Below are 13,595 nucleotides of genomic sequence, written 5' to 3' on the forward strand. Positions count from 1 at the left end.
CGGTGGTCGAGTTTGCCGTTGGGGGTGAGGGGGAGGGCGGGGAGGGTGGTGTAGGTGGCGGGGAGCATGTGGTCGGGCAGGGTGGCCGACAGGTGCGCCCGTAGTGCTGTGGGGTTGGGGGTGGTGTGGCCGGGGGCGGTGACGGTGTAGGCGGCCAGGCGCCGGTCACCGGGCCGGTCCTCGCGCACGATGACGGCGGCCTGGGCGAGGGCGGGGTGGGTGGTCAGGGCGGTCTGGATCTCGCCCAGCTCGATCCGGAAGCCCCGGATCTTGACCTGGTCATCGGCCCGGCCCAGGTATTCCCATTCCCCGTCCGCCGTCCACCGGGCCAGGTCGCCCGTGCGGTACATACGCGCACCCGGGATACCGCCGCAGGGATCGGCGACGAAGCGTTCGCTGGTCAGCGCGGGCCGGTTGAGGTAGCCGCGGGCCAGACCCGCACCGGCTACGTACATCTCTCCGGTGACTCCGGGGGCGGCGGGCTGCAGGGCCGAGTCCAGGATGTACAGGCGCAGGTCCGGGATCGGACCGCCGATCAGTGACTTTGGCTGGCCGGACGCGGTTTCCTGGTCGAGGGTCCGGTGGGTGACGTGGACGGTGGTCTCGGTGATGCCGTACATGTTCACCAGACGTGGGCCACGACCCCCGTGGCGGGCGTACCAGGGTGCCAGTCGGCCCAGATCCAGCGCCTCACCGCCGAACACCACACACCGAAGCACTAGCTCATCCCCGAGCTGGGGATTCTCGGTGTCGGCCTGGATCAGCTGGTAAAACGCCGACGGCGTCTGACTCAGGACCGTGACCCGCTCCCGGACCAGCAGTTCCAGGAACTGCTCCGGACTGCGGCTGACGGTATGCGGGACCACGACCAGACGGCCACCGTGCAGCAGCGGCCCCCACAACTCCCACACCGAGAAGTCGAACGCGTACGAGTGGAACAGTGTCCACACTTCATCCGGTCCGAATCCGAACCAGTGGTCCGTGGCCGTGAACAGCCGCACCACCTGCGCATGCGCCACCACCACCCCCTTGGGCCGACCCGTCGAACCAGAGGTGTAGATGACATACGCCGGATGCTCAGGCAGCAATGCGCCTACCCGGTCGGCATCTGTGAGGTCCGTGCCCGAAACCGCAGCCAGCTCAGCCACCGTGCCCGGATCATTGAGCAGCAGCCAGTCCGCACCCCTCAGCTGGGAGGCGGTCTCGACACTGGAGATCGCCAGTGCCGGGTCCGCGTCCTCCAGGAGGTAGGCGATCCGGTCCGCCGGATACGACGGGTCCACCGGCACATACGCCGCCCCTGCCTTCAGCACGCCCAGCAGTGCTATCACCATCTCCACCGATCTCGGCAGAGCAACCGCCACCAGCGACTCCGGACCCACCCCCCGGCCCGCCAGTACCCGTGCGAGACGGTTCGCCGCCGCGTTCAGCTCCCCGTACGACAGCGACACCCCCTCACACGACACCGCGACACCCGTACCGCCACAAGCGGCGACCCGGGCCTCAAACCGGTCCACCAACGACCCGCCACCAGCAGACGGCTCGCTATCCGTCGCGGCCCAGGCCTGAACAACCTCCCGCCGCTCCTCCGGTGAGAGCACCGGAACCAACCCGACCCCACGCCCCGGCTCCGCGAGCAGCCCCTCAAGCACCCGCACGAACCGCTCACCCCACACCACCACCGACGACCGGTCGAACAGGTCAGGCCGGTAGTCGAGCCGGAAGCGCAGGCTCTCCCCGGGCAGCGCGATCAGGGTGAGCGGGTAGTGGGCCTGGTCGCTGGTCCGCTGGCCGACGACGCGTACCGCCGAATTGTCAGAGGTGGCGTCGGCCGGGTCGGCCGTGGGTGCGGTCAGCCTGCCCGCGTCATAGGGGTAGTTCTCGAAGACCACGATCGTGTCGAAGAGTTCCGCGACGCCCGCCGCCCGCTGGATGTCGGTGAGTCCCAGATGCTGGTGCGGGAGCAGGACGGTCTGGTCGCGCTGGAGGCGTTCGAGCATCCGGGCGGTGGGCTCGGCCGGGGTGAGCGTCATCCGTACGGGCACGGTGTTGATGAACAGCCCGACCATGCTCTCGACGCCGGGGATCTCCGGTGGCCGACCGGACACGGTGGTGCCGAACACGACGTCGTCCCGGCCGGTCAGCTTGGACAGCAGGACGGACCACGCGCCCTGCACCAGGGTGTTGAGCGTCAGCCCGTGAGCCCGGGCCCGTGCGGTGAGCGTCCTGGTCGACTCCTCGGTCAGGGCGAAGGTGATCCGGCGGGGGACGGCCGCGGGTGTGCCGCCAGTCCCCCGGGGCGCCACCAGGGACGGCTCGTCGAGGCCGGTCAGGGCATCGGCCCAGGCCGTGCGGGCGTCTTCCCGGTTCTGGGCGGCCAGCCAGCCGAGGAACCGGGAGTACGGGGTGACGGGCGGCAGCGCACCGGTGTCGCCGCCGTTGGCGTACAGCGCGAACAGTTCGTGCAGGACGACGGACAACGACCAGCCGTCCACCAGCAGATGGTGGAAGGTCATCGAGAACCGGAACCGCCGCCGACCGAGCCGGATCAGGGTGAACCGCACGAGCGGCGGGGCGGTGAGGTCGAACCGCGTTTCGCGGTCCTCGCGCAGCAGCTCCTCTGCGCGCGCCGTCCGGGAGGCCTCGTCAGGGGCGCCGCTGAGGTCGATCGCCTGCCAGGGGGTCGGCACGGAACGGGGCACGATCTGCACGGGGTTGGCCAGCCCCTGGTGCCGGAACCCCACCCGCAGGGTGGTGTGCCGGGCCATGAGGGCGTCAGCGGCGCAGCGCAGTGCGGCGGTATTCAGGTCGCCTTCGACATCGAGGACGTGCTGCGATACATAAACGTCCTGGGCGGCCAAGTCGTAAAGGCAGTGAAACAGCAGGCCTTCCTGGAGCGGAGTGAGCGGAAGAATGGCTTCGAGCCCCGTCTGCTTCACTCCTGAACCTCTCATCTAACCCGACCTAAAGCTGCGCCTTAAAGAACTTCCAGCAGTCGCTGGGAAGTAGCATTCAACACGCCCCGGCCCCTCCTGTCACAGGATTAAGGTCAGGCTGAATAACGCTCCCCATATAGGCAATGTCTGTTGACTGTCCGTGAAGCCCCGGGCTATGTTCCGCAGCCGGATCGAGTCCGTCGCGCGCCGCATACTGGGAGTATCAATGTCCATTGGTTTCGTGGGTCTTCCGAGTGTCACCGAGGCCGTACGGGCAAATGCGTTGTCCCGGCCGGCGGATCAAGCCGTGACTTTCGTTCGTGACCTGTCCGCAGAAAGAGTCGACGAAACCCTTTCCTATGCGGAACTCGATGCCGCCGCGCAGCGAATTGCCGTGGAGCTGCAGCGGCGGCTGACGGTCGGTGACCGCGCCCTTCTGCTGTACCCCGAGGGAATCGACTTCGCCGTCGCGTTTCTGGGCTGCCTGTACGCCGGAGTGATCGCGGTTCCGGCGCCGCTGCCCGGCCGGTACCGGCATCAGCGCGAGCGCGTCACCTCCATCGCCAGGAACGCCGGGGTCTCGCTGGTCCTCACCAACGGCGAGGCCCACGACGACGTACAGGCATGGGCGGCCGACCAGGATTCGGTGCGGGCCAACTGTCTCCGGACGGACGACGCGGAGCAGACCGCGCCGGGCGAGTGGCTGCCGCCGGAGCTGGGACAGGACACCCTCGCGCTGCTCCAGTACACCTCCGGCTCCACGGGCGAGCCGAAGGGGGTCATGATCACCCACGGCAATCTGCTGCACAACGTGGACAGCCTGCGGCGGGCCTTCGGCCTGGATGAGAACACCCGGTTCGGCTCCTGGATCCCGCATTACCACGACATGGGTCTGATGGCGAACCTGCTGCCCCCGCTGCTCCTCGGTGGCTCCTGCACCCTGATGGCCCCGACCACTTTTCTCAAGCGGCCCCAGTGGTGGCTGCGGATGGTGGACGAGTACGACCTCCACTGGTCGGCCGCGCCCGACTTCGCGTACGAAATGTGCACTCGGCAGATCACCGACGAGCAGCTCGACGGAATCGACCTGTCCCGCTGGAAGTTCGCGCCGAATGGCTCCGAGCCCGTGCAGGGGCCCACCCTCAGCGCGTTCGCGGGGCGGTTCGCCGCGGCCGGGTTCCGGTCCAGTGCTCTGACGCCGTGCTACGGCATGGCCGAGGCGACCGTGTTCATCTCGGGCGGCGGTGAGCGCGAGCCGATCGTGCGGCACGTCGACGCCGAGGGGCTGGAGCGACACGTGTTCGAACCCGTCGATGCGGCGCGGCCCGGCCGGTCCGTGGTCGCCTGCGGCACCCCGCACGACTACACGGTGCGGATCGTCGACCCGGCGACCCGCGAGGTCCTGCCGCCGGGCCGGGTCGGCGAGATCTGGCTGCGGGGGACGAGCGTCGCCCAGGGCTACTGGGAGAACCCGGAGGCCACGCGCGCCACGTTCCACGCCGAGACCGTGGACGGGCAGGGCGGCTATCTGCGCTCCGGCGACCTGGGCGTCCTGCACGAGGGCGAGATCCATGTGACGGGACGCATCAAGGAGGTGCTGATCATCCGGGGGCGCAATCTCTACCCCCAGGACATCGAGCACGAGCTGCGCGCCCAGCACGACGATCTGCAGGGCCTGTTCGGCGCCGTGTTCAGCGTGGGCGCCGACCGCGAGGACGGCCGTGCGGAGGAGCTGCTTGTCGTGACCCACGAGGTCCGGGGCCGCCCCGCGGACGACGTCCTGCGCAAGCTGGCCATGGACATGCGGCAGACGGTGGCCCGCGAGTTCGGCGCCCGGGTGTCCGCGGTGGCCCTGGTGCGCCGGGGCGGCATCAAGCGCACCACCAGCGGCAAGATCCAGCGGGCCGCGATGCGCGAGGCGTTCCGGGCCGGGGAGCTGAACACGCTTCACCTGATAGCCGACCAGGACCTGAGCAGCACACTCGCCCCCCGGCAGGTGTGAGATGCGACGCGACGATTCGACACCTGCCACCGCGCTGGACGCGCTCCTCGGGCGGCCGGGAGAGGAACACGGCCGATTCCGGCCCGCCGATCTGGCCGGGCTCGACCAGCGCGAGGAGTTCCCGGCCGCCGCGTGCCAGGTCCTCGACGGCTTCGGACTGAACGACCACTATGTGCCGACCGCGTTCGGCGGACAGCTGCGCGACTTCACCGACCTGCTGCAGCTGCTGCGCACGGTGGCCCGCCGCGACCTCACCGTCGCGGTGGCGCACGCCAAGACGTTCCTGGGCGCCGCGTCGGTGTGGGTGGCGGGCCGCGCCGACCAGGCCGCCGAGCTGGGCGGCCTGATCGGCGAAGGCGCCGTCGTGTCCTGGGGGCTCACCGAACGCGCGCACGGCAGCGACCTCCTCGCCGGGGAGCTGAGCGCCACCCCTGACGCCGGGGGATGGCGGCTGAACGGTGAGAAGTGGCTGATCAACAATGCCACCCGGGGCGGATTCATCTGTGTGCTCGCCCGGACCGAACCGGCGGGCGGGCCCCGTGGGTTCAGCCTGTTCCTGGTCGACAAGCGCGACCTGGCGGCCGACGCGTACAGCACTCTGCCCAAGGTCCCCACCCACGGCATCCGGGGCGCGGACATCAGCGGCATCGCCTTCCACGACACGGCGATACCCGGCTCCGCGCTGGTGGGCGAGGTGGGCGCGGGCATCGAGACCGTCCTGAAGGCGCTGCAGCTCACCCGCACCGCCAGCACCGCCCTGTCGCTCGGCGCGGGCGACACCGCGCTGCGGCTCGGCGTGGACTACGCCAGGAACCGCAGGCTGTACGGGCGCACCCTGGGCGACCTGCCGAGAGTCCGCCGCATCATCGGCGAGGTGTACGCCACACAGCTCCTCGCGGAGGCGACCGGCCTGGTGGCGGCCCGCAGCGCCCAGGCGCTCACCGGCGAGATGAGCGTCGTCTCCGCCGTCGCCAAGGCGCTGATACCCGACCTGGCCCAGACCGTGCTCGACCGGGTCTCCGAACTGCTCGGGGTCAGGAGCTTCCTCACCGAGGAGTACGCGGACGGCCTCTTCGCCAAACTGGAACGCGACCATCGTGTCGTCGCCATCTTCGACGGCAACACGGCCGTCAACCGGAACGCTCTGATCGACCAGTTCCCGGTGCTCGGAGCGGGCTACCGCCGTGGCCGCCGGGACGAGGCGGGCGTCACCGCCGCCACCTCCCTGGCCGCCCCGCTGGAGGAGTTCACGGCCGGTGGACTCAGTCTCCTCGCGATGGGCGGCGGCAGCCTGGTGCAGAGCCTGCCCGACGCCGTAGCGCGCATTGCCGAGCAGGCGGACCGAGGGCTGCTGCCCCGCCAGGTCGCCGCGCTCGCCGAGCAGGTCAAGGGGGTCGCGGACGCCCTGCACACCGAGTTCGCGGCGCTGCGGCGAACCCCGCAGGACGTGCCGCCCACCGCGTTCGTGCTCGCCGAGCGGTACGAACTGTGCTTCGCCGCCGCGGCCTGCCTGCACCTGTGGCTGAACAACCCGCGGTCGGCCGAGGACGAGCAGCCCCCGTCGATCTGGCGCAACGCGCTCTGGCTGCAGGCCACCCTGCGCACCGTCCTCACCCGGCTCGACATCCCACTGGCGGAGGCGGGCGCCGAGGCGTACGACCGGCTGGCCGAGCACGCCTTCGGCGCGGTCGTCCCCACCCTCTGCTCCGTCCCCGATGGCACGACGGCCGGGAGTACCTCATGAAGACCCAGTTACCCGCCGCCCCGGGCGCCGTGGCCCCGCACCGCGCCGATGAGCTGGAGCGCCTCTTCGGCGACCCCCGCGACCCGGACAACCCGCTGGGCTTCGCGCAGATCCTCGCCGCGGACGAGCGGGCGGAGATGTTCGCCGAGGGAGAGCGGGCGCTCGACGCGTACGGGCTCAACGCCGAGTTCGTGCCGCCCCAGTACGGCGGGCGGCTGACCCGGCTGGACGAACTCATCGAGATCATGCGGTCCGTCTACCGCCGCGACCCGTGCCTGGGCCTCGGCTACGGCGTCAGCTCCTTCATCGCCTCGGTCAACATGTGGACCGCGGGCAGCGAGGAACACTGCCGCCAGGTCGCCGGGATGCTCCTCGGCAACCGCAAGGTCTCCGTCGCCTACCACGAGCTGGCGCACGGCAACGACATGGCGGGCACCGAGTTCGAGGCCATGCCGGGCCCCGACGGGTTTCTCCTCAACGGCCGCAAGGAGGTCATCACCAACCTCCAGCGCTCGGACGCCGTCGTCATGTTCGCCCGCACCGACGCCCGGCCCGGCCCGCGCAGCCACTCCCAGATCCTGGTGGACAAGTCCGCGATCCCCGACGGCCGTATGCGCTATCTGCCGCGCTTTCCCAGCGTCGGCATGCGCGGAGTGCAGCTCGGCGGCATCGAGTTCGACAACTGCCCGCTGCCCGCCGACAGCATCGTGGGCCGTCAGGGCCTCGGCCTTGAGACCGCCCTGAAGTCCTTCCAGGTCACCCGCACCACCCTGGTGGCGATGTTCACCGGCATGCTGGACACCGGGCTGCGCACCACCGTGCGCCACCTCGCGTCCCGCAAGCTGTACGGACGTACGGCCCTGGACATCCCCCAGGTGCGGTCCGTCCTCGCCGCGGCCCATGCCGACCTGCTGCTGTGCGAGGCGTTCTCCACGGTCGCCGCCCGCGCGATCCATCTGGTGCCGGCCGAGACGGGGATCTACGCGCAGGCCGTCAAGTTCTTCGTGTCCAAGGTCCTGATGGACGCGATGCACCGGCTCTCGATGCTGCTCGGCGCGCACTTCTACATGCGCGAGGGCGACAACGCGATCTTCCAGAAGCTGCTGCGCGACGTCCAGCCCGCCGGCTTCGGACACGCCGCACGCGCCGCCTGCCAGGTCTCCCTGCTGCCGCAGCTCCCCCTGCTCGCCCGGCGCTCGTGGCGCGGCGGCGGCCCGGCCGCCCCGGCCGAGCTGTTCCAGCTCGACGCCGAGCTGCCCGGCGTCCCCTTCGACCAGCTGACCGTCAGCGCCGGCGGGCGCGAACGGCTCAGCTCCTCGCTGGCCCCGGCTCTCGACGCGATCGGCGGCCAGGACGCCGAGCGGCGTGAGATCCGCCGCGTCGGCCGACAGCTGACCGCCGAGCTGGCCCGGCTCGCCGAGGAGTGCGCCGAGCTGCCCGCCAGCGAGCTGTCCGTCGCGGCCAGCTCCGCCGCGTACGACCTCACGCACCGGTACGTCAACGTCCTGGTGGCCGCCAGCTGCGTCGAGCTGTGGCGCAACAACCAGCACCACCCGGATCCGTTCCTCGCCGATCCCGCCTGGGCGGCGGCGGCCCTGAACCGGATCCCCCTGCGGCCGGGCGTCCCGCCCGCCAGCCTGCCCGACCACCTCGAACAGCCGCTCTTCGCCGAGCTGCTGGAGCGCTACGAGTCCGCGACCAGTTTCGGCCTGGTGAGACGACAGCTCGCCGACCGCCTTCCCAAGGAGAACTGACCATGTCCAGCCCCCTTGTCGAGAAGCCCGACCAGGACCGCTCCCGTACGGAGCTGACCAGTTGGCTCAAGGAGCGCATAGCCGAGCACGTGCAGCTGACCGCCGAGGAGATCGAGCCCGACGTCCCGCTCGCCAACTACGGCCTCGACTCCATCTACGCCCTCACCGTGGTCACCCAGATCGAGGACCACCTGGGCCTGACGCTCGAGCCCACCGTCATGTGGGACGCGCCCACCCTCGACGCGCTGGTCGAGGTCGTCCACAGCGAACTGGCACACGTGGATTGACCCCGCGCGGCAGCGGCCACCGGCCGGCCGAGCCCCGGTCCCCAACAGCGCACAAGCTCGTCCGCAGAGAAACGTGAGTAGGTATTCAGTGTCAGAGCATGGGTCGGTTCGTCAGGCTGTCTCCGCTGCGCAGATGGGGATCTGGGTCGCACAGCAGTTGGCTCCGGACAGCCCGCTGTACAACTGCGCCACCTACTTCGACATCGCGGGACGGATCGACCACGCCCTGCTGGCCGAGGCCGTACGCCGCACGGTCGCCGAGACCGACGCGCTGCGGGCGCGGTTCGAGGACGACGGCGACGAGCCGCGCCAGACCGTCGAGCCCGCCGGTGAGGTGCCCGTGCACCTCGTGGACATGAGCACCGAGGCCGACCCGGACGCGGCCGCCCGCGCGTGGATGGACCACGACCTGTCCGTCCCGACGGACCCGCGGTCCGGGCGGCTGTACACCCACGCCCTGTTCGAGCTGGGCCAGAACCGCTGCCTGCTCTACTTCCGGCACCATCACATCGTTCTCGACGGCTACGGGCAGAGCATCTACCTCCGCCGGCTCGCCCAGACCTACACCGCGCTCGCCGCCGGCCAGGAACCCGCGCCCACCCGGATCCGGCCGCTGGCGGAACTCCTCGGCAAGGACACCGAGTACCGCACCTCACCGCAGCACGACAAGGACCGTACGTACTGGCTGGACCTCTTCGGTGAGACCCCCGAACCCGCCACGCTCACCGGCCGCACCGCCGAACCGTCGCCGAAGCCCCTGCGCCGCAGTGTGCGGCTGTCCGCCGCACAGCTGGCCGGTCTGCGCGCGTCGGGCCGCTGGTCGGTCGTGCTGCTCGCCGCGGTCGCCGCGTACACCCACCGCCTGACCTCGTCCGGCGACGTGGTGGTCGGCCTTCCGATGACCGCCCGCACCGACACCCTCACCATCGCCACCCCCGCGATGCTCGCCAACGAAGTGCCGCTGCGGTTCACCGTGGACCCGGGCATGAGCCTCACCGACCTGGTGAGTCAGGCGACCGCCCAGGTCAACGGCGCGCTGCGGCACCAGCGGTACCGCAGCGAGGACCTGCACCGCGAGCTGAACCTGTCCGGCGGCACCGGCGGAATGTCCTCGGTGATGGTCAACGCCATGGCCTTCGGCCAGGAGATCTCCTTCGGCGGCCTCGACACCGTCATGAACCCGCTGTGGACCGGCCCGGTCAAGGACCTGTCCGTGCTGTCCTTCGGCGATCCCCTGGGAGACCAGGGCATCCGCCTCGACTTCGACGGCAACCCGGCGCTGTACTCCGAAGCCGAACTCGCCGCCCACCAGGACCGGTTCGTCGCCTTCCTCACCGCGCTCGCCGCCGACCCCACCGTCCCCGTGGACCGCGTCGACCTGCTCGGCGACACCGAGCGTGAGCGCGTCCTGGAGACGTGGAACGACACCGCGCGCCCGCTGCCCGGCGCCTTGCTGCCGGAGCTTTTCGAGGCGCGGGCCCGGCGCACCCCGGGCGCCCTCGCCCTGGTCCACCGGGACACCCAGTACACGTACGGCGAACTCAACGCCCGCGCGAACGAGTTGGCCCGCCTCCTGGTCGGCCGGGGAATCGGCCCCGAACAGTACGTGGCCGTCGCGCTGCCCCGCTCCGCCGACCTGGTCGTGGCGCTCCTCGCGGTCCTCAAGACCGGCGCCGCCTACCTTCCGGTGGACCCCGAATACCCCGCCGACCGCATCGCGTACATCCTCGGCGACGCGCGGCCCACCCTCCTGCTGACCTGCGGCGCGCTCGCCGACCGGATGCCCGGCTCCGGTGTGGAGCGGATCCTGCTCGATCAGGTGCGCACCGACGCGCTGTCCACCGCCGACCTCCGGCAGGGCGAGCGGACCGCGCGGGTGCGGGGCGAGCACCCGGCGTACGCGATCTACACCTCCGGGTCCACCGGGCGTCCCAAGGGCGTCGTGGTGCCCCGCGCCGCACTCGACAACTTCCTCGCGGCGATGGACGACCGGCTCTCCCTCGCGGAGCACGACCGGATGCTCGCCGTGACGACGGTCGGTTTCGACATCGCCGCCCTCGAGCTGTACCTCCCCCTGCTGTCCGGCGCCGTCGTCGTCATCGCGGACCGCGAGGTCGTACGCGACCCCCAGGCCCTCGGCGCGCTGATCGCGCACGCCGGTGTCACCGTCATGCAGGCCACCCCCAGCCTCTGGCACGCCCTGGCCGCCGAGGACCCCGCCGCCCTCGCGGGCGTACGCGTCCTGGTGGGCGGCGAGGCGCTGCCCACCGGACTGGCCCGCACGCTCGCCGGGGCCTCGGTGTCGGTGACGAACCTGTACGGTCCGACCGAGACGACCGTCTGGTCCACCGCGGCCAGCGTCACCGCCGACGCCGCCGTGTCGATCGGCCGCCCCGTCCTCAACACCCGCGTGTACGTCCTGGACCACGCACTGCGCCCGGTGCCTGCGGGCGTCTCCGGTGACCTGTACATCGCCGGGAGCGGCCTGGCCCGCGGCTACCACGGCCGCGCCGACCTCACCGGCGAGCGGTTCACCGCCGACCCCTACGGTCCGCCCGGCACCCGGATGTACCGCACCGGAGACCTCGTACGGTGGACCGCCGACGGGCAGCTCGAATACCAGCGGCGCGCCGACGACCAGGTAAAGCTGCGCGGCTTCCGCATCGAGCTGGGGGAGATCGAGTCGGTGCTGCAGCGGCATCCGGCGGTCGGGCGGAGCGCGGTGATCGTGCGCGAGGACCGGCCGGGCGATCGCCGCCTGGTGGCCTACCTGGTGCCGTTGGACACCCCGGACGCCACCTCGAACACCACCTCGAACACTGCTGACGCCACTTCTGTCGATGGGCCGCCCGGCGCGGACGCCCTCCGCGCGCACCTGGCGGCCTCGCTGCCCGACTACATGGTCCCCGCCGCCTTCGTGACGCTGCCCGCCCTGCCGCTCACGCCGAACGGCAAGCTCGACCGCAAGGCACTGCCCGCCCCCGAGTACGGGACCGGCGACGTGCGGGGGCGCGGCCCCCGCACTCCGCAGGAGGACAGCCTGTGCGCGCTGGCCACGGAGATCCTCGGCGCCGCCAGGCTGAGCATCGACGACAACTTCTTCGAGCAGGGCGGCGACAGCATCATGGCCACCCGCCTCGTCGCCCGCGCCCGCCGAGCGGGCCTGCTGTTCACGGCGCGCGATGTCTTCCGGCACAAGACCGTGGCCGGATTGGCCGGTGTCCTGACCGTCGCCGAGCAGCCCGCCGGGCAGCCCGCCGAAAGCCCCGCCTTCCCCGACGCACTCGACCTCACCCAGGCAGAGCTGGCGCAGGCCCGGGCCTCGGTGCCCGGCGCGGCGGACGTCCTGCCGCTGTCGCCGCTGCAGGAAGGCCTGTTCTTTCACCACCAGTTCGACACGTCGGGTCCGGACTTCTACAACGCCCAGCTGGTCCTGGAGTTCAAGGGCACCCTCGACGGACCGGCCCTGCGCGCGGCCGCCGACGCGGTCCTCGCCCGGCACGCGAGCCTGCGCGCGGGCTTCCACGAGAGCGGCTCCGGCCGGGCCCTCGCGATCCTCGCCGCCGAAGCGGAGCTGCCGTGGCGCGAGGTGGACCTCACTCACCTGGACGAGCCGGACCGCGCGGCCGCCTGCGCGGCTCTCCTCGACGGGGAGCGGTGGACCCGCTTCGACCTGTCCCGCCCGCCCCTCGTCAGGTTCACCCTGATCCGGCTCGACGGCGACCGGTGGCGCCTGGCCTTGACGCACCATCACATCATTCTGGACGGCTGGTCGTTGCCCCTGGTCCTACGGGACGTACTCGCCCTGTACGCCGCCGCCCCGGCAGCGCACCCCGCCGCCGGACTCCCGCAGGCGCGCCCGTACCGCGACTACCTGGGCTGGCTCGCAGGCCGGGACCGCGCCGAGGCGGTCAAGGCCTGGAACGCCGCACTGGCCGGAGTGGACGAGCCGACCCGGCTGGCCACCGCCCACCCCGGCGCGACGCCGACCGCGCAGCAGCGCGTCGAGTTCTCCCTGTCCGAGGAGACCACGGACACGCTCGTGCGCACGGCGCGCGCCGTCGGCGTCACACCCAACACCGTCATCCAGGCAGCCTGGGCCATGCTGCTCGGCCGCCTCACGGGCCGCGACGACGTGGTCTTCGGCGTCACCACGGCGGGCCGCCCGGCCGAACTTCAGGGCGCCGAGACGATGGTGGGCCTCTTCGTCAACACGCTCCCGCTGCGTGCCGGTCTGCGCCCGGCCGAGCCGGTGGCGCACTTCCTGCGCCGCCTGCAGGACGAGCAGGCCGAACTGGTGGAACACCAGCACCTCGGGCTGGCCGACATTCAGAATGCCGTCGGTATGGGTGAGTTGTTCGACACCCTGGTCGTCTTCGAGAACTTCCCCCTGGACCGCGCCACGATCAACGCCCTGGCCGACGACGGCGGCCTGACGGTCGACGGAGCCGAGATCCGAGGTGGCACCCACTACGCCCTCGGCCTGGCGGCCATCCCGGGCGACAGCATGTCCTTCCGCCTCGACTACCGGCCCGACCTTGTCGACACCGCGTATGCCGAACTGGTCCCCGAGCGGTTCCGGCACGTGGTGGAACAGCTTCTCGCCGATGTGTCGGTGCCCGTTGCCCGGGTCGCTGTCCTTGATGACGAGGAGCGGGGCCGGGTTCTTGGTGAGTGGGGTTCTGGTGTGGGGGCGGGTGAGGCCTGTGCCGCTGATGTGGTGGCGTTGTTCGAGGCCCAGGTAGCTGCTTGCCCGGATGCTGTGGCGCTGGTTTTCGGTGATGTGCGGGTTTCGTATGGGGAGTTGGGTGCGTGGGTGGATCGGCTGGCGCGGGTGCTGGCCGGTCGGGGGGTGGGGCCGGAGCGGTTCGT

6 protein-coding genes are annotated in these 13,595 nt (G+C 71.2%); 5 read left to right on the top strand and 1 reads right to left on the bottom strand.

What is annotated here, in order from left to right:
- Positions 1-2,939: non-ribosomal peptide synthetase (locus ACWC5C_RS41680; protein WP_450884518.1), on the bottom strand; the 2,939-nt coding region annotated here is incomplete at its 3' end.
- Positions 2,940-3,162: 223 nt separating this feature from the next.
- Between ACWC5C_RS41680 and ACWC5C_RS41685 the strand changes: the two genes are divergently transcribed.
- From ACWC5C_RS41685 to ACWC5C_RS41705, 5 genes are all read left to right on the top strand, one after another.
- Positions 3,163-4,938: a fatty acyl-AMP ligase gene (locus ACWC5C_RS41685; protein WP_450884520.1), complete on the top strand. Its 1,776-nt coding sequence runs from the start codon at positions 3,163-3,165 to the stop codon at positions 4,936-4,938.
- A 1-nt stretch (position 4,939) separates the two neighbouring features.
- Positions 4,940-6,682, top strand: a complete 1,743-nt coding sequence (locus tag ACWC5C_RS41690) for an acyl-CoA dehydrogenase family protein (RefSeq protein WP_450884522.1) — start codon at positions 4,940-4,942, stop codon at positions 6,680-6,682.
- Positions 6,679-8,436 carry an acyl-CoA dehydrogenase gene (locus ACWC5C_RS41695; protein WP_450884524.1) on the top strand — a complete coding sequence of 586 codons (1,758 nt, stop codon included), beginning with the start codon at positions 6,679-6,681 and terminating at the stop codon, positions 8,434-8,436. The genes ACWC5C_RS41690 and ACWC5C_RS41695 overlap by 4 nt, the downstream gene beginning before the upstream one ends.
- A gap of 2 nt (positions 8,437-8,438) precedes the next feature.
- The gene (locus ACWC5C_RS41700; protein ID WP_450884526.1) at positions 8,439-8,723 is read left to right on the top strand and encodes an acyl carrier protein; all 285 of its coding nucleotides are present in this window, start codon (positions 8,439-8,441) and stop codon (positions 8,721-8,723) included.
- A 133-nt stretch (positions 8,724-8,856) separates the two neighbouring features.
- A partial coding sequence (locus ACWC5C_RS41705) for an amino acid adenylation domain-containing protein (protein ID WP_450884528.1) occupies positions 8,857-13,595 on the top strand: 4,739 nt, incomplete at its 3' end.

It is taken from the genome of Streptomyces sp. NPDC001700 (genome assembly GCF_053596435.1).